The organism is Methanoregula sp. UBA64 (genome assembly GCF_002502735.1).
GTDB lineage: Archaea > Halobacteriota > Methanomicrobia > Methanomicrobiales > Methanospirillaceae > Methanoregula.
This window is the reverse complement of sequence record NZ_DAQC01000001.1, coordinates 333,843-352,205: the sequence shown is the minus strand read 5'-3', so window position 1 is coordinate 352,205 and position 18,363 is coordinate 333,843. Positions and strand designations below refer to the sequence as shown.

Annotated in this window: 17 protein-coding genes; 5 read left to right on the top strand and 12 right to left on the bottom strand. The window is 56.8% G+C overall.

From position 1 onward, the window contains the following. Positions 1-102: 102 nt before the first annotated feature. The 5 genes from BP758_RS01725 to BP758_RS01705 all read right to left on the bottom strand — a co-directional run bounded on the left by BP758_RS01725 (position 103) and on the right by BP758_RS01705 (position 4,045). Complete coding sequence (locus BP758_RS01725) at positions 103-786, bottom strand: amino acid ABC transporter permease (protein ID WP_292368106.1); 684 nt, start codon at positions 784-786, stop codon at positions 103-105. A 21-nt stretch (positions 787-807) separates the two neighbouring features. After that, entirely contained in the window at positions 808-1,557 is a 750-nt protein-coding gene (locus tag BP758_RS01720; RefSeq protein WP_292368104.1) for an amino acid ABC transporter ATP-binding protein, read from the bottom strand. 4 nt (positions 1,558-1,561) lie between these two features. Further along, positions 1,562-2,242 (bottom strand): amino acid ABC transporter permease, encoded by a 681-nt coding sequence (locus BP758_RS01715; protein ID WP_292368102.1) that lies wholly within the window; start codon positions 2,240-2,242, stop codon positions 1,562-1,564. A 66-nt stretch (positions 2,243-2,308) separates the two neighbouring features. Next, entirely contained in the window at positions 2,309-3,115 is an 807-nt protein-coding gene (locus tag BP758_RS01710) for an ABC transporter substrate-binding protein (protein ID WP_292368100.1), read from the bottom strand. 129 nt (positions 3,116-3,244) lie between these two features. After that, positions 3,245-4,045 carry a transporter substrate-binding domain-containing protein gene (locus BP758_RS01705; RefSeq protein ID WP_292368098.1) on the bottom strand — a complete coding sequence of 267 codons (801 nt, stop codon included), beginning with the start codon at positions 4,043-4,045 and terminating at the stop codon, positions 3,245-3,247. Positions 4,046-4,228: 183 nt separating this feature from the next. Here BP758_RS01705 and ppk1 point away from each other — a divergent pair, with 183 nt between their 5' ends. The 3 genes from ppk1 to BP758_RS01690 all read left to right on the top strand — a co-directional run bounded on the left by ppk1 (position 4,229) and on the right by BP758_RS01690 (position 9,517). Next, the gene (ppk1, locus tag BP758_RS01700) at positions 4,229-6,325 is read left to right on the top strand and encodes a polyphosphate kinase 1 (protein ID WP_292368096.1); all 2,097 of its coding nucleotides are present in this window, start codon (positions 4,229-4,231) and stop codon (positions 6,323-6,325) included. Further along, positions 6,312-7,922, top strand: a complete 1,611-nt coding sequence (locus BP758_RS01695; RefSeq protein WP_292368094.1) for a CHAD domain-containing protein — start codon at positions 6,312-6,314, stop codon at positions 7,920-7,922. Before ppk1 ends, BP758_RS01695 begins: the two co-directional genes overlap by 14 nt. A 68-nt stretch (positions 7,923-7,990) precedes the next feature. After that, positions 7,991-9,517: an HD domain-containing protein gene (locus BP758_RS01690; protein WP_292368092.1), complete on the top strand. Its 1,527-nt coding sequence runs from the start codon at positions 7,991-7,993 to the stop codon at positions 9,515-9,517. A 65-nt stretch (positions 9,518-9,582) separates the two neighbouring features. Here BP758_RS01690 and BP758_RS01685 read toward each other — a convergent pair whose 3' ends face one another. The 7 genes from BP758_RS01685 to BP758_RS01655 all read right to left on the bottom strand — a co-directional run bounded on the left by BP758_RS01685 (position 9,583) and on the right by BP758_RS01655 (position 16,669). After that, positions 9,583-10,272 (bottom strand): hypothetical protein, encoded by a 690-nt coding sequence (locus BP758_RS01685; RefSeq protein WP_292368090.1) that lies wholly within the window; start codon positions 10,270-10,272, stop codon positions 9,583-9,585. A 139-nt stretch (positions 10,273-10,411) separates the two neighbouring features. Further along, positions 10,412-12,289 (bottom strand): MASE3 domain-containing protein, encoded by a 1,878-nt coding sequence (locus tag BP758_RS01680; protein ID WP_292368088.1) that lies wholly within the window; start codon positions 12,287-12,289, stop codon positions 10,412-10,414. 158 nt (positions 12,290-12,447) lie between these two features. Next, positions 12,448-13,299 carry a HEAT repeat domain-containing protein gene (locus BP758_RS01675; protein ID WP_292368086.1) on the bottom strand — a complete coding sequence of 284 codons (852 nt, stop codon included), beginning with the start codon at positions 13,297-13,299 and terminating at the stop codon, positions 12,448-12,450. Then, complete coding sequence (locus BP758_RS01670; RefSeq protein WP_292368084.1) at positions 13,296-14,648, bottom strand: protein kinase domain-containing protein; 1,353 nt, start codon at positions 14,646-14,648, stop codon at positions 13,296-13,298. Before BP758_RS01670 ends, BP758_RS01675 begins: the two co-directional genes overlap by 4 nt. A gap of 4 nt (positions 14,649-14,652) precedes the next feature. Further along, the gene (locus tag BP758_RS01665; protein WP_292368083.1) at positions 14,653-15,582 is read right to left on the bottom strand and encodes a PP2C family serine/threonine-protein phosphatase; all 930 of its coding nucleotides are present in this window, start codon (positions 15,580-15,582) and stop codon (positions 14,653-14,655) included. Positions 15,583-15,589: 7 nt separating this feature from the next. Next, positions 15,590-16,228, bottom strand: a complete 639-nt coding sequence (locus tag BP758_RS01660; protein WP_292368081.1) for a vWA domain-containing protein — start codon at positions 16,226-16,228, stop codon at positions 15,590-15,592. Between the two features lie 195 nt (positions 16,229-16,423). Further along, positions 16,424-16,669: a hypothetical protein gene (locus tag BP758_RS01655; protein ID WP_292368079.1), complete on the bottom strand. Its 246-nt coding sequence runs from the start codon at positions 16,667-16,669 to the stop codon at positions 16,424-16,426. A 346-nt stretch (positions 16,670-17,015) separates the two neighbouring features. Here BP758_RS01655 and BP758_RS01650 point away from each other — a divergent pair, with 346 nt between their 5' ends. Continuing rightward, positions 17,016-17,468: a hypothetical protein gene (locus BP758_RS01650; RefSeq protein WP_292368077.1), complete on the top strand. Its 453-nt coding sequence runs from the start codon at positions 17,016-17,018 to the stop codon at positions 17,466-17,468. Positions 17,469-17,793: 325 nt separating this feature from the next. Next, positions 17,794-18,363: a type IV pilin N-terminal domain-containing protein gene (locus tag BP758_RS01645; protein ID WP_292368074.1), complete on the top strand. Its 570-nt coding sequence runs from the start codon at positions 17,794-17,796 to the stop codon at positions 18,361-18,363.

The following is an 18,363-nucleotide window of genomic DNA, read 5'->3' as shown; positions in this document are numbered from 1 at the left end:
GGGAAAAGATTGTATCAGGAAAATGGTTTTCTTGGATCTGGCCCTCGCAACGGCGGATTGCTGACCGTGATGGGTTCACCATAAAAAAAGAGATTCCTGTGTTTAAGCAACCGGGCTGCAGGCTGCCTGCCCGCTCGGGATTGCATATTTCTTCTCGATGAAGTGTGCGGCGATCGTCGTGATGGTAACGAGCATGAGGTACACGATACCGACACAGAGGAAGGTCTCGTTGTACATGAAATACTTGGTTGCGATCATCTTTGCCGCACCGGTCAGCTCGATAAGCGTGATCATGTATGCCAGGGACGAGTATTTCACCAGGTAGATGAACTCGTTGGTGATCCCCGGGAATGCCTTCCTGAGTGCCTGCGGGAGGACGACCCAGCGGACGGCCTGCCACTTGGACATCCCGAGCGCCTGCGCCGCGGTCATCTGGCCGTCTTTTATCGCGTGGATTGCACCCCGGATGTACTCGGAGTTGTAGGCCGCATTACAACAGATAAAACCGATCACCGAAGCCACGAACGGCGTGAGCACGATCCCGATGGACGGCATGCCGAAGTACAGGATAAAGAGGAGGAGGAGGAGCGGACAGCCCTTGCAGAAGATCACAAAGCCTTTCGCGATCAGCTTTACCCCGGGGCTCCCGTACGCCCGGCCCACTGCAACAGCACAGCCCAGCAAGAAGCCAAACGGCGCAGCTACGAGAATGAGCGCAACCGTCATCACAAGGCCGCTTGCAAAGGCCGGGGCAATGATCTGGGTAAGGAAGGTGATCTGGTCCATGGGCATTCAGGCTCGCTTGCTCTACCGGTATTCCTCGATCTTTCCGATGAATTTCTTCATGCGTTCAAAGCCGGCTCCGTTGAGCACATCGTCCGGCGTTCCCCGTTCTGCGATCGTCCCGTTCTCCATGAAGAGTACTTCGTTTGCAACCGAGAGGGCAAAGCGCATCTCGTGGGTCACGATAAGCATGGTCATACCCTGCTTTGCGAGCATCCGGATCACTTCGAGCACTTCGCGGGTCAGCTCCGGGTCGAGCGCCGAGGTCGGTTCGTCAAAGAGCATCACGTCCGGGTCCATGGCAAGCGCCCGGGCAATCGAGACACGCTGTGCCTGCCCTCCCGAGATCTGGGCCGGGTAGCAGTCTGCCTTGTCGGCAAGGCCGACCCGTTCGAGCTCAAAAAGGGCTTTTTTGGTGGCTTCCTCCTGCGACATCCCCCTGACTTTCAAGAGCGCGATCTCGACATTTTTCTGGACGGTCAAATGGTCGAAGAGGTTGAAGTTCTGGAAGACCATTCCCATCTTCTGCCGGAAGTAGTTGATCCTCGTCCCGCAGTTCGTCACCTCTTCGCCATCCAGCCAGACCTGCCCGCCATCGGGCTCGGTGATCTGGTTGATGCAGCGCAGGAGCGTGCTCTTGCCGGTCCCCGACGGGCCGATAAACGCCTTGGTCTCGCCCCGCCGCACCGTAAACGAGATGCCGCGAAGCACCTCTGTCCCGCCAAAGGACTTGGAGAGGTTCTCGACTTGTAAAACACATCCTGAATCTGTCATGATATCACGTACTTGCGTGGCCGAATCCGGGCACCATCACTTTTTCTTCAAGCTTGTTGAGGCACTTCATTCCCGCATAGTTCATGGCGATATAGACGCAGGCGCATGCCAGGTAGATCGGCATGGTGATGTAGGTCTCGGACACGATCTGGGAGGTGCGGGTTAAAAGTTCCATCACGCCGATCGCATAGCAGATCGAGGTGTCGGTGAGCACGGTCGGGTACTCGTTTGACCAGCCGGGAAGGGCGACGAGCATTGCCTGCGGGAGGATGATGGTCTTTATTGCCTGCCACCGGGTCATGCCAAGCGACCGTGCCGCGGTCATCTGGCCTTCGGATATGGAAAGGATGGCACCCCGGAAGATCTGGGACTGGTAGGCAGAGCCCCGGAGGCCCAGGACAACAATGGCAATGTAAAATGCGGGGATGTCAAGGCCCAGCGAGGGAAACACACCGAAGTAGAACAAGAAGAGGAGCACGAGAAGCGGAAGTCCCCGGAAGAACCAGACGTACACCTCGATTGCATACCGGACCGGCTTTGTCCCGTAGATCTGGCCAAGCGCCATGGGCAGGCCGATAATAAGGCCAAGACCCAGGGCTGCAACCACAAGCGCCAGGGTGAGCAGGATACCCTGGAGCAGGTAGGGGAGCCAGTCGACGAGTATGGTAAGGAGAGCCTCGGTCATGGTGTGGTATCCCCGAAAAGGGGGTCCCGGGAAGAGTTCCCGGGAATAATTGCTACGGGATAGTGTTTAACCTGTTAGGTTATATGCGGTGATGAGCTGTTTCCAGTAGGGGTCCGCATGAAGGTCTGCAAGGCCGGCGTTCATGGTGGCAAGGAGCTCCGGGTTGTCTTTTCGTATCGCAACGCCGTACTGTTCACCGGTATCGATATTATAGATGATGCGGATGGGTTTTCCCTCGATTGCGGTCAGGTGGGACGGCCCGTCATAGATGGATGCATCGATGTTCTTGTTCATGAGATCGGTGATGACAAGCGGGAAGTTGTCGTATTCCTTTAAGTGGTCAGCAGACATCTTGCCGGTCTCGACCAGGTTCTTTTCCGCCCAGATTGCCCCGGTAGTGCCGCGCTGGGCGCCGATAATTGCTTTTCCTGCAAGGATATTGTCAATGCTGACGGCCGAGTCGTTCCGTACAGCGATCGTCTGGTTGATCTTGAGGTACGGGATGGTGAAGTTGACCTGTTCCTGGCGTTCGGGCGTGATGGTCATCCCCGAGTAGACCATGTCGACCTTTCCTGCCTGGAGCGCCGGGATGATACCGTCCCACTCGATTGCCTGGAACTCGACAGCAAAGCCCTTGTCCTTTGCAATCCAGCGGGCGGAATCCACGTCAATGCCGTGGAAGGTACCGTCCTTGTCAATGTACGTGTAGGGCGGGTATGCCCCGTCTACTCCAATCTTATAGGTCTTTTCCGTGGTGCCGTTACCGGAGGTGGCAGCAGGGGTATTCCCGCTCTGGGTACATCCGGCAACAAAAAGGCATGCCCCCGCGAGCACAAGGAGCACGAGTACACAATACGCAGATTTTTTGATCATCCAACTCTCGTTTTTGCGGTTTACACCATTTAATCGTTATGAAATGATCCCGCTACCTTGTGCCGTCGACACAGGAATGTACGGGGAAATGCCGGAAAAAACAAAAAGGGAAAAATGAGGGTTTTTTCGTTACTGCATATCGTATTTCTTAATAAGTTCCTGCCACTTGTCCGAGGCCATGAGGTGGTCGATACCGGTGTTTAAGGTAGTCTGGAGCGCTGTGTCGCCCATCCGGACGGCAACCCCGTACTCTTCATCGGTCTGAACGATCCCGATCTTTTTCATGGGCTGGTTCTTCATGGCATGGGCGATGACCGGCTCATCGAACATGACCACGTCCACGCGCCCGTTCTGGAGATCGGTCACGGCAAGCGGGAAGTTGTCGTAGAGGGTCAGATTGGAACTTGCAAGCGTGCCGTTCTTGAGGAGGTTGTTCTCGATCCAGGTGTTGGCCGAAGAACCGCGCTCGGTCCCGATCTTTACTTTGCCGGCATAGAAATCATTCATGGTAAGCGTGGTGTCGTTACGGCCTGCCACTTCCTGGTTGACCACCCAGTAGGTCTTGGAGAAGTTCACCTGTTCCATACGTTCGGGGGTCTTGGTCATACCCGAATAGACCATGTCGATCTTACCGGTCTGGAGCGCAGGGACGATACCGTCCCAGGCCATCGGCTGGATCTTTACCGTAAATCCCTGGTCCTGAGCGATCCACTGGATCGATTCGACATCGAAGCCGGTGGGCGTACCGTTTGAATCGATGAACGAATATGGGAAATAATCGCCGTCGATACCGACCACGTACACTTTCTTGGTTATATCTGATGACGGAGTTGCCGAGCTGTTCTGCGCAGAAGGGGTGCTCTGCGTACAGCCGGCGCAGACCAGGAATGCGATCACGATGAACACAACAGGAAGATACCAGTACTTCATACCAGAATCATCTTACGAGGATCATATTTACAGATTCCCAAAATTTCTTACGGGGATCTCCTGTGATCCCAATAGGTCTCTGTCCGGGGGAGGAATTGATAAAGACGGCCTCCCAATGTCAGTATATAACGCGGGAGATGCTTCCTGTCCGTACCAAGAACCTGCATCTCCCGGGAAGAACGCATGACCGATGCCCTCCCTCTGCCCGATTCCCCCGTCCCGTATATCAACCGCGAACTGAGCTGGATCCGGTTCAATCACCATGTGCTCGAAGAAGCCATGGACGAACGCCACCCGCTGCTCGAACGGGTAAAGTTCCTCTCCATCTTTGCAAACAACCTGGACGAATTTTTCATGATCCGGGTCTCGGGCCTCCAGCGCCAGGCAGCCCAGGGCTTCCTCAAGGCACCTCCCGACGGGATGACCCCTTCAGAACAGCTCGTTGCCATAGAAAAAGCGCTCGTTCCCGAACTCTCCCTCCAGTACGACTGCTGGAACCGCGAGATCCTTCCCCGGCTTGCCAGCGCCGGGATCTTTATTTCGCCCTGCCGCGACCTCGATCCCCGGCAAAAGGAGGCACTTAAGACCTATTTTGTCGAAGAGATCTTCCCGGTCCTGATCCCGCTCGCATTTGATTCCGCCCACCCGTTCCCGTTCATCTCCAACCTCTCGCTCAACCTTGCCATCATTGTCCGCGACCAGAACAAAAAAGAACTCTTCGCACGGATCAAGGTGCCCACCGGCCTTTTCCCCCGGCTCATCCGGGTGCCGGCACCTGATGGCGTCCGTGACGACAAGAACGTTCACCTTGTCTACCTTGAAGATCTTATTGCCGCCCATCTCGATCTCCTCTTCCCGGGCCTCGAAGTGGTCGGGGCGTACCCCTTCCGCATCACCCGCGATGCAGATCTCGATATCGAGGTAGACGAAGCATCCGATCTCCTGACAACGGTCGAAGAGATCATGGAACAGCGGGCACGCGGGACGCCGGTACGGATCGAGGTCGACTCGACCATGCACGAGAACACCGTGCAGATGCTTGAGAAGAAACTGGGGATCGGCCCCCAGATGCTCTACCGGATCGGCTACCCGGTGGGGATGGCCGACCTCATGGAGCTTCTTTCGCTCGACCGGCCCGAGCTCAAGGATCCCCCGTTCCAGCAGTCCGTCCCGCCCGAGCTTGCCGAGGAAAAAGATATGTTCTCGGCGATCCGGAAAAAAGATATCCTCCTCTTCCACCCGTACGACAGCTTCACCCCGGTGATAAATTTCATCCGGCAGGCTGCCCACGACCCGGACGTGCTTGCCATCAAGATCACCCTGTACCGGGTGGGCTCCAACTCGCCGATCGTAAAAGCACTCATGGAAGCCCGGGAGAACGGGAAGGCGGTAGCGGCGTTGATCGAGCTCAAGGCCCGGTTTGACGAGGAGAACAATATCGGATGGGCCCGGGCGCTCGAACGGGCCGGCGTCCACGTGGTCTACGGTGTCGTCGGCCTCAAGGTCCACGCGAAACTCTGCATGGTCGTGCGCCGGGAAAAGGACGGGATCCGGCGCTACATGCACCTCGGGACCGGCAACTACAATGCAACAACGAGCCGGATCTATACCGATTTCGGCATGTTCACCTGCGACCGGGACATCGGCTACGATGCGGCAAACCTCTTCAACTTCCTGACCGGCTATGCCCGTTTCGACCAGTACCGGAAGCTCGTGGTCGCCCCGGTCACCCTGCGAAGCAGCATGATCTCGCGGATCGACCGGGAGATTGCAATCCACAAAAAAGAGGGCGGCGGCCACCTCATCTTCAAGATGAACGCGCTCGTTGACCTGGAGTGCATCACGGCCCTGTACCGGGCCTCACGGGCGGGCGTAAAGATCGACCTCCAGATCCGGGGAATCTGCTGCCTGCGCCCCGGGATTAAGGGCATGAGCGAGAACATTACGGTGAGCGCGATCGTGGGCCGTTTTCTCGAACACGCCCGGCTCTACTATTTCCGGAATGGCGGGAAAGACGAGGTATTGCTCGGGAGCGCCGATCTCATGCCGCGAAATATTGATCGCAGGGTCGAGGTGCTCTTCCCGGTGACCGATCCGGCGATCAAAAAAGCGCTCCTTACTACCATTCTTGCCACCGAGCTCGCGGACAACCAGCAGCTGCGGCTGATGTCCGGGGACGGGTCGTATGCCCGCAGACTCCCAAAACAGGGGGAACCCCCGGTCGATTCCCAGGCATGGTTCCTCGCGCACCCGGGATCCTGGTACCATGCAGCCAAATGATCCGGCAGTACCGGTCCCCGGCGCATGCTCCTTTGCGGCATCGCGTCTCCTGCCCCTGCTCGATGCGTTCCTTTCAGAGCTCGGACCGGCCCGGTCCGCGGACGATCCCGAAGCAGTCCACCGGCTCAGGGTAGCCTCCCGCCGGCTCCGGGCTGCACTGCCGCTCTTTTCCTCCTGTTTCCCGGAAAAAGATCTGCATCAGGGAATCCGCGGGATAAAGGAATGTACACGGGCCCTCGGGGCGGCCCGGGATACCGATGTCAGGATCGCGTTTTTAAAAAAATACCTGAAGGCCGGGCGTCCTGATCCCGCAGAGAGAGATGATGAGAAAACCGCAGACGGAAAAAACGATGCGAATCCGCTCGTGCACCTCCAGAAAAAACTGCGGAACGAACGCAAAGAGCAGCAGGAAAACCTGATCGCAGTCCTCGATGGAATCGAAGAGGGCGGGAAACTCCAGGTACTGAAGGGAACCTGCCAGGCGCTCGCAATGCAGAAGATCCGGGGGAAAAAGAACTGTATTTCCGGCATCCTCCCGGTTGCCGCGGACCGTATCGGCGCCCGGCTGATCCAGCCGCAGCAGTACGACACTATTGTCCATTCCCCGGATGCGGTCCCCGAACATCATGCGCTCCGGATTGCGCTTAAAAAACTCCGGTACACGCTCGAAACCTTCGCGCCGCTGTACCGGAGAGGGATGGCAAAACAGATCGCGCAGCTCAAACGGCTTCAGGACCTGCTTGGCGAGATCCATGACTGCGACATCTGGATAAACGAGATGGGGCAGGCAGTCCTCGATGCCCGGTCGCGAAAGGCTCTGCGGGCGATCTCCCTGCAAAAGAAGATTCTCGATCTCGCCCCGCTCCGCCAGCTGCAGTACAACCGCGAGAAAGAGCGGAACCGGCTCTACCGGCAGTTCGTGCGCCGCTGGGACGCACTCGCCCGTACCGGTTTCTGGGAAGACCTCGAAGCCTGTGCGCTCGAAGGCCAGCGTTCAGCCTGCCGGCGCCAGAGAAAACCAGAAAAAAACGGGGAAGAGCCTGCATTCCTCCGAATGCTCGAAGAGGTGCCGGACCAGCAGGCCCACAGCATACAGGTCGCCGGGCTCGCCGACAAACTGTTTTATGGTCTTTCTGCGCTCCATAATCTCCCGGACCGGGACCGCGCCCTCCTCCGGTATGCCGCACTTGTCCATGATATCGGCTGGGCAGAAGGCGGGGCCGGCCACCAGCGACGGGGGGCGGGCAGGATCCTCGCGGCAGGCGATCTCCCGGTAACGGTAAAAGAACAGGGAATGATCGCGCTTATCGTCGGGCTTCATGGCGGCGGGGTTACCATCCGGCACAAGGGGTTCTACCGGCTCCTCCCGCAGGCAGACAAACAATGCGTCCTTGCTCTTGCCGCGCTGCTCCGGATCGCCGACGGCCTGGACTATACCCGCGACAACTGCGTCACGGATCTCCGCTGCACCATACGCGAGACTGAAATCCTCTGCGAACTAACCGGAACCGGAGATACCGGTCCCTGCAGGGAGCGGGCCATAAAAAAAGGCGACCTCTTCGCTGAGGTCTTCGCACTACCGCTGGTGATATCATAAAGACAAAAAAGATCGGCTCGACCGGACGGATCGTAGCTTTCATCGATATCGGTACAAACTCGGTGCGCATGCTCGTTGTACGGTTCAACCCGAACCACTCCTACAGCATCCTGACCCGGCAAAAACAGCAGGTGCGCCTTGGCGAAGGGGAGTTTGACGACGAGGAGATCACGCCGGAAGCAATCGACCGGGCCTGTCTGGTCTGCCGGAAGTTTGCCGATCTCGCCCGCACGTTTGCTGCCGAGGAGTTCGTGGCGGTCGCAACCTCGGCCGCACGGGAGGCACAGAACCAGGCCGAACTGCTCAGCCGGATCCGGGAAGAGGCGCAGCTGGACGTCAGGGTGATCCCCGGCCGCGAGGAAGCGCGGCTCATCTATCTCGGCGTTGCCGCAAGCCTCCACCTTGGCGAAAAACAGGCCTTTTTTATCGATATTGGCGGGGGGAGCACGGAGATCTCGGTGGGCGGCCAGCACCAGTACCAGGTTCTTGACAGTTTCAAGCTCGGCGCGATCCGCCTCACCAACCAGTTCTTTACCAGAGACGAGACCGGCCCGGTCCGCCCCGACCAGTACCGGCTCCTCCAGCAGTACGTGAAAAACGCGATCATCCATACGGTCCAGAAGATCAAAAACCAGAGAATCGATCTTGCCATCGGCAGCTCCGGCAGCATCATGAACCTCGCGGAGATCGCGGCAAAAACCTCCCCGCAGGAGACTGCCGCTCCTGTCGGGACGCTCACCTACCGGGATCTCAAAAAGACCATCGAGATGCTCTGTTCGCTTTCCCTCGAGGAGCGGAAGAAAGTGCCGGGGATCAACCCCGAGCGGGCGGACATTATCATCGCCGGTGCAATCATCCTCGAAACCTTCATGAAAGAACTCGGTATCGAACAGCTTACCGTCACCAACCGGGGTCTCCAGGACGGCCTCCTTGCCGACTACCTCTCGCGGATGGAGGACTACCCGCTCTTTGGGACGCTCTCTCCCCGGGAGACAAGCGTCCTCCAGCTGGGCCGTTCCTGCGGGATAAACGAGTCACATGCCCGGACGGTCACCCGGCTGGCGCTTGAGATCTTCGACTCGGCAAAAGAGGCAAAACTGCACGATTACGGGGAGTGGGAACGCGAACTCCTCGAATATGCTGCATTCCTACACGATATCGGCTCGTTCATCTCCTATACCAACCATCATGCGCATTCGTATTATATCATAAAAAACTCCGAGCTCCTCGGTTTTGACCAGAAAGAGATCGATATTATTGCAAATACCGCCCGGTTCCACCGGAAGAAAAAACCGAAGAAAAAACACCTGGACATCCCGGACCTCGATGCCAGCGAACAGCAGATGGTGCTCGTCCTTGCCATGTTTGTCCGGCTCGGCGAGAGCCTCGACCGCAGCCACTCCGGCCTGGTGCAGCACACGAAATTTGTAAAAGCGGACAAGAACGAAGCCGTGCTTGCCATCATTGCCGAAACAGACTCCCAGCTCGAGGTCTGGGGTGTGGAAGCGGAGAAAAAGGCATTCGAAAAGGTGTTCCAGCGCCACCTGACAATAAAAGTGATTGCCCCGCGCGAAGAGCCGGTCAGCCCGGCCTGATGGTTAAGGATCCTGCTCCCAGATACAAAAAAAAGCCCGGGGGATATTCCCGCCAGAGAGAATAATTACCGGGTCTTGCCGGTCAGGGAAACGGGCGTGATCGTGGCACTTTTTATCATGTCCTGCGATTCATCGAGATACTCGTTATAGGTACCGTCCGAAGGGGGAATGTTCTGGACCTGGTAGGTAAAGATATACGGGGACTTGTCAGCGATCGTATAGACCTGGTAGGCATAGTCGTATTTTATACTGTCCTCGTGTTCGACCTTGTAATCGATCCGGTATGCCTTGTTCTCCGAGACTACCATCTGGGGGTTGTGTTTGGTCATGGTCCAGTGGGGGTAATATGACTGGAGGGCAAGAACCGCGTGGTTGTAATAGGATTCGAGATCGGTCGCTGAGTACGGGTCGATATCAACGCTGAAAACCGCGTAGGTTTCTTTCCCCGGGCTGTAGAAATTGACGATATTGATGGTGGACTTCCCGTAGTCCCGCATGGCAAGGGAGTCCGGCTCCTGGACATCCCAGGTACTTGGATACCGTAGGGATATGCCATACTGTGCATTCTTATACGTGGACAAACCGGTGGCCGCAGCAGGAGTAACCGGCGTTGCAGCGGAAGTTTGCACCATGGCGGTTGTTGTTAGGGGCGCTGTCGCCGCAGTTGTTGGCGTGGCGGATACAACCCGTGAGGGCGTACTGTCCGTACATCCCGCGAAGACGATGCACCCGATAAGAAGAAGGAAGACACACACTCCAAAACAGGAACTAGTTCTCTCCATACGTATCAGGCTTTTTTAATAAATCGAACTCCTTAAATCTTGCCATATGCATTCTGCCCGGATCTGCCGGGAAAATATCAAAAAACAGATCGCGGGTACTGCCGTTAACCGGTTATTCCTTAATAAAACGGTATCCATCAACGGGAACGGTAATGATAAATATCACGCCGGTCCCGAAGGTGCCGGTCTCTTCGATCCGGATCCCGGTGATAGCGAGGATCTCCCGGACAAGGAAGAGACCAAGCCCGGTATGTTTCCCGAAACCCTTGGAAAACAATTTTTTCTTATCCTCATCCCGGATTCCCTCGCCGTTATCGCTATACACCAGTTCCAGGCCCTCGGAAGTCTTTTGGGAAACAATGCGGATGGCCGACAGGTTTTTTCCGCCATACTTCAGCGAATTGTCGATGAGGTTATAGAATACCTTCTCAAAGAGCGGGTCGGCATAGACTTCCACAGCCCCGGTCTCAACCTGGACCCGGGTAGTTCCCAAAGGAAGCGCCGCAACCGCCCGTTCAATTCCTGCCGTCACGTCCTGCCATACCGGGGCTTTTACCCCCATCTCCTCGTAATCCTTGGTAAACGAGATCTGGTCTTCGATAACATTAGCAATATTCTGCATTTTTTTGAGCATTGCAGGAATTTCAGGGTCCCCCGGCTCGTTCTGGACAAGGTAGATCAGGCTTTTTAACCCGGTCAGCTGGTTGAGGATATCGTGCCGGGTGATGCCGGAGAGGAGGGCGAGCTTCTCGTGCGCCTTTTCAAGCGCCTCATTTGCCTCGTGCAGTTTTGTGATATCCCTTCCTACAGACTGGAATTCAACCACGGTCCCGTCGGGAGCAAAGATCGCCTGGTCGTTCCATACCACCCAGCGGATCGAGCCGTCAGAACGGGTCACCTGGCAGGTATCTGCAATTACCGGTTTCTGGGGCGTAAGACCGGAGAAGATTGCCCGAAGGTCGGTGAGGTTCTCGACCACACAATGGGCCGGCATCTTTTTCCCGAGGATTTCATCGCGGGTAAGGCCGAAGAACCGACAGTAGGCATCGTTGACAAAGACGTGCCTCCCGTCCGGCAAAAACCGGCTGATCAGTTCCGTCTGGGTCTCGACAATTTTCCGGTACCGTTCCTCGCTTAAGCAAAGCTCGTGCTCCCGTTCGGTCACCTGACAGAAGAGCAGGTCGAACGGCCGGGTGACCCCCACAGTCACGATTGCACGATAGAGGTAGTACACCGCCACGAACCTGATGAAGAACCCAACCACGTTCATGGGCTCAATGCCATTCCCGGAGATTGCAAAGACCAGTTCGCCCCAGCCAAAAAAGAGCATGGCGATAACCAGGAATGTCCCGACCTCGGGATCGAGGTGCCGGCGCCGGAACAGGAGATAACCGGCCGTTATCAGGAAGAGAGCAGAGATGAGATATTCGCTCGCGGACTTAAACAGCGAGGGGCCGGCAAATGCATTGGAACAGTCGGGGAACTCATGGCAGATCACGATTCCTGCCACAAGGGCCAGAAATATCCCGGCACAGGTAATCGTCAGAATGAGGGTATCATATTTTCCTTTTGGGGTAAGGGATCTCCCGATGAGCGCTACCGCAATAAGGAGGGACGCGGCCTGGAAATACCGGGCGGCAATCCAGAACTGGGGGGTCATGCCCCCGGCAATGCCCGGGAGGAGCGGGAGGTTGACAAAAGAAAAGGTAAACAACGTGTCAAGGAACGCAGTAAACAGGCACGAGAGACCGATTGCGAGGAGGAACGAGTCGGAGGCGATCCGCCTGCTGTTCCAGACAATGACAAAGACCGCAATGGCGACCGCGATACTGATGAGCTCGATGAGGATAATGCTGAGCAGGTGGTTTCCCCGGCTGACGAGTTCGATGAGCAGGACGAGAATAAGCACGACCGCAATGCTCGCCAGGTAGTTGGTGAGCCGGTGGCGGACGATCTGCCGGGAGGTCTTGGAGAGCAGGTCTGCGTTCATGTCCCTGGTCCTGTTCCCGTTGGCACATGCAGGTATTCCCGTACCAGCGGAAATCTTTGAGGGCTATACAACCTTATTGCAGGGACGGAACATAAAAGTACCCCGGACTTATGCAAAATAACAGGTCACCGGCAGCACTTTTTTAAAAATTATACGATTCACGGCGATCCGATCTTTTTTAATGCAGCTTCTGCCGCACTGCGGATACCAGGATCGGGATCGTTTACCAGGCTCATGAGCGGGGTTACCGCATCGCTGCACCGGATCTCGCCCAGCGCCCAGACCGTGGATTCCCGGACAATGCCCTGCCGGCCAAGCAGGTGGACAAGCGCCGGGACGGCCCGGCGCTCCCTTAAGTCTGCAAGTACGAGCGCGGCCCGCCAGATAATGCCCTCGGACTGATCCCCCAGAGCCCCGATAAGCGCGTCCGCTGCCCCAAGTGCCGGGTCCGAGAGCGTATCGAAGGCTGCTGCCCGTACTACCCCGCTTTCGTTATCCAGCGTCCGTACCAGGAGCCGGGTATTCCCGGGATCCGGGTTTGTTGCGAGGTTTCGGATGATGCCGAGCCGTACCGCGACCGGGGCATGTGCAAGATCTTCAGCCCACTGTTCGCGGAGGGCGGGGCTGGCAGTAGAAACGGATACCGGGGTGGCGGGTCCGGGAGGGACCGTATTCTTTTCGGGCGGGACCGTCCGGGCCGGATCGGAAAGTCCGAGCGCTTCCGACCAGCTGGCAACCGCCCAGTGTGCTGCATCATCGGAGAGGCCGAGTTCATCCATCAGGCGCTTGACCATAAACCCCTGCACCAGCGGCAGGGGAAGCGTCTGGCGGGGTGCAAGGAGATCCGCAGGGACCCGCTGACGCACGGCGCTTGTGAGGATAAAGATCTCTTTTGTGCAGTCCGGGCAGGTATCGCGGAGCAGCCCTTCACACCGGTTCGCATCGTGGGCAACAGAAACACCGTAGCGGGCAACGAGCCGGGCAAGGGTGGTACGGGCGGTATCGTTCATGGTTCATCTCCACAACCGGCAGACTGGATGGTGCAACTGGTGCCCTCCATCGTTATGGTTGTTTTTGGATTCAGGGGAACTGCCCGGCCCGGCGGGACATCGGATGTTATCCCGTCCGGGAAGATCACCTGCCAGGAGGTTTTTGAAAGGTTCCGGATCCCTGCCGCACCGGGAATGGCAGGGTGGGGGACGACCTTTCCTATCGCCCGTGAACCATCGTCACTCCCGTTGGGGTGCAGGATATGGCGGGAGAGGAGCGTGGTGCCCAGCGACAGGGTAACAGAGATGGTTCCCCAGGGGCGCTGGATACGAAGGCTCGGTGCCGGGGGGATCTCCCGTCGGCAGTGCCAGCAGGTCATCGGGAGGTCGTCCACAGAGGAGAAATTCTCGGCCCGGCAGTGCGGGCAGGAGACAAGGCGGTCCTTTAAGGATAAAAAGAGGTTCTGCCATTCTCCTTCGGTAACCCGCCGGGCCGGCTGCGTAAGCCCTTCGGTAAATGCCCTGATAAACATTGCACGAAGTGCGGGCGGGCACAGGTCCCACCGTCTGCCGGCAAGGGCATAGTCTGGATCGCCGGGCAGGCGGTTTGTTGGGTTGTCGGGATCGAAGATAAAGACCGGGGTGATCCCATAGACCTGCTTTTTGGCCGGGATGTCCCAGCAGTGGTACCGGTATTCCATCTCGCCATGGAAGGGGTGATGCCAGACCCAGACATAGAAAAGGAGAACCGCAAGCGCATGGAGATCGGTCTCGGTCGAGGGATCGCATTCCCCGCGGATGAGCTCCGGGGCCATGTATTCCATCGTGCCCCAGACCTGGCACCGGGACTCGTGGTTCACGCCCACATTATCGTTGTCGCAGATGAGAACGTCCCCGGTTATTGGGTCAAACATCAAATTCCCCGCAGAGATGTCCCGGTAGCAGTGGCCCGAGAGGTGGAGCGCCCGGTAGCTGTTTGCAAGTTCGTACGAGATCTCGCAGAGTGCCGACAGGGAGGGAACCGGTTTTAAGTGCGCCCAGACCTCGCCGAGCTCGGCGTACTTCTGCGTATCGATCCGTGCCATCAGGTACCCGAACTGTTTTGTGTTATCGGCGGTGACCAGGTCGAGCGGCCAGATAAACCGTTTCCCCGCCGCCCCGTAGGGCGGGCCGGTGCGGACAAGGTAGGAGATTGCCGTCCGCTGGCCGCTTGTTGCCTGTTCGGGCTTGTACCATTTGAGCGCCTGCTGCCCCTGCGGGCCGTCAACGAGATATACCTCCCCCTGGGTACCTTCCCCGATCTTTTTTACCACGGTAACGGTAGTCCCGGCAAGTTCGGCATGGAGCCGGGTGCCGATGGCAAGGGTCATTTGGCTACCAGTCCTCCTCCCGCGATACCGGCCGGTCCTGTTCCGGGGGATCTGCAGCCGGTGTCTCCGGGCGTTCGGGGTTGATGGACGCGTACACGAGCGTCATGTCGTCGCCGCTCGCAATAGCCGAGTAACGGTCCAGCCAGCCCCCCATTGCCGCAGCAACGCTGTCGGTTCCGTAGGTCCGGACCCGGTCGACAAGGCTGTGGACAAAGAGCGAGAACTCCTCGCTCTCCGAGCCGGCAAACGAGTCCGAGATCCCGTCGGTTGCCGCAAGCAGGACGCCGCCTTCGCCCCGATCGATTGTCGCCGTTCTCCAGAGCAGGTGCGCGTCCGGGGCGGACAGGGAATGGGTCTCGTTTCCGGCAAGAACCGGGTCGCGGGGAAGGGGGAAGGTGATCGTGCCGTCGGGACGAAGTAGGAGAAGGTCGCCGTCTCCGACCTGGCCGACAAGGAGGGTGTCGTAGACGACAAGGGCGGCAATAAGCGTGGTGCCGTACCGGGAATAGGCTGCGTCGGGGAGGACGGTTCCCTCGGGAGACGGTGTTGCATCGGAGCGTTCAACGTCCCGGGCCACGAGATCGCGCCAGCGGCGGGTAACCCGCCGGGGAAAATCTGCCTTGAATCCCGCCCGGAACTGCTGGCGGGGAATGTTCCCGTCCGCATACGAACGGTGGAACGCAACCATCTCGCTTATCGCCGCATCCACCGCAAGCGCCGATCCGGTCCGACTCCGGTCGTGCCGGGGATCGCCGTGGCCGTCCGCAACTGCACAGGCAATGCATGGCACGGCGCCGGAAGACCCGCTCCAGAGCGCATAGGCATCCTCGCAGGGACGGCCCGCCCGGATATGGGCTGCCCCGGTCCGGCTGCATCCGAACGCCCACCCAAGACCGGTATCGCAGGTACAGGAGAACTCTTCCGGCAACGGCATGATCGGATCAGAACAGGTCGGTATTGGACGTGATCATCGGGGGCGGTGATTCGAGGGCAACGTTCGAGGTCTCTTCTGCCGCGGGCGCTCCCCGGCTCCTGCCGCGTGACGATGCCACCGATGCGCTGACCGAGGCCCACTTGATATAGGTGACCAGTTCCTCGGGGGAATGCGCTTTTAAGAGGCCGACCGCGTCCTGGTTGGAGAACTTGAGGAGTTCTGCTGCATTATAGTCCGATTCGTCCCCGAGGGCAATGGCGAGCCGGACCGCCTTGATCCCCCACGGGATCTTCCCGAGTTCGGCGATAGCTGCATCGTAGTCTTCCCGGGGATCGGTGCAGAACCCGTCCGAGATGAGAATGCAGACAGGAGGGAGGCCACGGCGGGGCATGCGTTCGATGGAGAGTTCCCCGGCCAGGAGACGGAGTGCCTTTGCGGTAGCGGTAAGACCACTCGTTTCAAGTTCGGGCCAGACAAAATCGGCAAGCGGGACCGGGTCGGGGCCTACGTGCCACGCTGCATCATCGGAGAATTTGATGGCCCGCATCCGGATATCGACCTGAGGGTATGCGGCAACGGCCTTCTGGATCTCGGGGAGGGCTTCGCGGATTGCCTGGTTGAGCGTGGCTATCTTCTTTCCGCGCATCGAATCGGAACAGTCGGCAAGCCAGAAGAAGTGCAGTTGTTTCTTTGCGACCTGCCCGTCAGGAATCGGGATCGTATCTTCGATAGTAATGCCCCCTTTTGCTCTGGATACAGATTCTATCCCGTAACAATATAAGGTAACCGGTCGGGTGCCGGGAGTAAAAAATTAAAAAAAAAGTCTGGTGCCGGATCCGGCTTACTGCGTAGCGGGTGCGGCGCTCTTGATCATTGCCTTGACCGGCTCGGGCAGGTTCATGCCGTCAACGATCGAGGGAAGGAGGCTCATGATGACCTGCTGGCCCTGCGAGCTTGATGCAAAGTTCTTGAGGAGCGCCATACCATCGGGCGTTGCAAGGAAGTTCTTGACTGCGGTCTGACCTTCAGGCGTTGAAATGAAACCGGCAGCCGAAGCGCCGAGTCCTCCCAGATTTCCAAAGTCCATTATTTTTCACTCCATGTACGTTTTTCTATACATGTTTGTGAATCATGTTCTTAAACCTGTGTGAGCGGCTATGACGAAATATATTTTTGGAGACCTCCCCGGGGGGGACATTACCAATACCGTATGACCAGGATGGCGAAAGTCAGTACAGAACAGATAGTTTGAGATTTTCCAACCGGGTCTGTGCATTAATTACCAGACATATAATACAGTAAGAATCGGCCGTTATTTCCATCACGACAAAAAAATCACTGAAGTGTTAATTAAAAATTGTTTATTTATTTAGTATATCAACAAAAATTACCAAAACTTATAAAGATGCAGGTACTATTCCGGAATGATAACCATGGGATCAGCACAGGACATCATGCAGACCTTTGCAGACAGGGAAATACGCATGCATTTCAGTCATTTTGATGGCTGGGAATGCCAGAAGGCACCGTCACCGGCAACACGCGACACCGTTTTTCTGCTAACCCGGAATGTCCGGGGAAAGAAGGAGACGGTTGCCCTGGGTGTATCATATGACGAAGAACCTTCGGTAACCGCACTTGCAGCGGTATCGGCAAAGTATACCGGAAGGAACGCGCTTAAAGCCCAGTACCTGCTTGTCCCCAAAGACGCAAATGCAGCATCCATTCCCGGGCATATACGTGTACTCTCCATGAGCGCATTCGGATTCAGCAACGGCGAACTTATATGGCTTACAAAAAAGAAGGGCGCAAAACACTACACTCAGCCGGAAGCACCGGCAAAAGCGGTGGCCGCCGGCCCGGCCTGCGAACCGCACGCAGCGTAAAGTGCTGGCATCTTGTAATCCATATCACTTTTTCTGACGGTCTTTGTTGAATTTGGGATTTGATTTCACGGGATTTTTTTAAACAGTTCGTTTTTCGCACGACATACAACGGGAACTGCATACTTCCAGAATGATTCGGGTTCGTTGTTTACGTTGCCCTATTCCCACATAGAGAGTTAATAAAAAAAAATTGATTTCTTGACATTATAAAATGATCATAGTTAAATATCGTTTTTTACTATGTGTAAGATGGCATGGTGGTTTGATCCCGTGAAATTGATCCACCACTGCATAAATCCGGTTAGTTGTAACCAGAGGAACTGACATGCATTATCTGAAGAGAGTATCGAGAAAAAATGGCGAAAGTGGGGTTTCGCCAGTAGTTGGCGTGATGCTGATGCTGATAGTAACTATCATCATTGCAGCAGTAGTAAGCGCTTTTGCCGGGGGTCTTGTTGGAGGGAATAACCAGAAGACACCCACTGTCACGATGGAAGTAAATCTTGTGAACAGTTCGGCGGGGATGAATTTTTCAGCCACCGTTTTGAGTGTCAGCGAACCAATTCCCACGAAGAATCTGCAGCTGACAACAAACTGGGTAAATGGGAAATCATCATACGGGGGCGGGAGCTCAACCACTAAGATTCCCTATGGATACGGTCCCGGGGTGTCTGGAACCCCCAGCCTGAACTCTCCCAATGCAAACCAGACTTTTGGAAATTATACCCTGACTCAGGGAACAGGACTTGTAGTATCTGACAGTGATATTGCCACTCTGTTTGGATCCAATTGCCACAACCTGAATGTCGGCGATACCGTGACATTACGGATGATCTATACACCCACCGGAAAAACGGTCTGGCAGCAGAATGTAGTCGTCACAGGGAGCAACTAA

Coding starts and splice junctions, on each gene's coding strand:
- ppk1 (WP_292368096.1), top strand. CDS start 4,229: ATGACCGATGCCCTCCCTCTGCCCGATTCCCCCGTCCCGTATATCAAC.
- BP758_RS01725 (WP_292368106.1), bottom strand. CDS start 786: ATGGACCAGATCACCTTCCTTACCCAGATCATTGCCCCGGCCTTTGCA.
- BP758_RS01695 (WP_292368094.1), top strand. CDS start 6,312: ATGCAGCCAAATGATCCGGCAGTACCGGTCCCCGGCGCATGCTCCTTT.
- BP758_RS01675 (WP_292368086.1), bottom strand. CDS start 13,299: ATGAACGATACCGCCCGTACCACCCTTGCCCGGCTCGTTGCCCGCTAC.
- BP758_RS01660 (WP_292368081.1), bottom strand. CDS start 16,228: ATGCGCGGAAAGAAGATAGCCACGCTCAACCAGGCAATCCGCGAAGCC.
- BP758_RS01670 (WP_292368084.1), bottom strand. CDS start 14,648: ATGACCCTTGCCATCGGCACCCGGCTCCATGCCGAACTTGCCGGGACT.
- BP758_RS01655 (WP_292368079.1), bottom strand. CDS start 16,669: ATGGACTTTGGAAATCTGGGAGGACTCGGCGCTTCGGCTGCCGGTTTC.
- BP758_RS01650 (WP_292368077.1), top strand. CDS start 17,016: ATGGGATCAGCACAGGACATCATGCAGACCTTTGCAGACAGGGAAATA.
- BP758_RS01680 (WP_292368088.1), bottom strand. CDS start 12,289: ATGAACGCAGACCTGCTCTCCAAGACCTCCCGGCAGATCGTCCGCCAC.
- BP758_RS01705 (WP_292368098.1), bottom strand. CDS start 4,045: ATGAAGTACTGGTATCTTCCTGTTGTGTTCATCGTGATCGCATTCCTG.
- BP758_RS01645 (WP_292368074.1), top strand. CDS start 17,794: ATGCATTATCTGAAGAGAGTATCGAGAAAAAATGGCGAAAGTGGGGTT.
- BP758_RS01715 (WP_292368102.1), bottom strand. CDS start 2,242: ATGACCGAGGCTCTCCTTACCATACTCGTCGACTGGCTCCCCTACCTG.
- BP758_RS01690 (WP_292368092.1), top strand. CDS start 7,991: ATGCTCGTTGTACGGTTCAACCCGAACCACTCCTACAGCATCCTGACC.
- BP758_RS01720 (WP_292368104.1), bottom strand. CDS start 1,557: ATGACAGATTCAGGATGTGTTTTACAAGTCGAGAACCTCTCCAAGTCC.
- BP758_RS01665 (WP_292368083.1), bottom strand. CDS start 15,582: ATGCCGTTGCCGGAAGAGTTCTCCTGTACCTGCGATACCGGTCTTGGG.
- BP758_RS01710 (WP_292368100.1), bottom strand. CDS start 3,115: ATGATCAAAAAATCTGCGTATTGTGTACTCGTGCTCCTTGTGCTCGCG.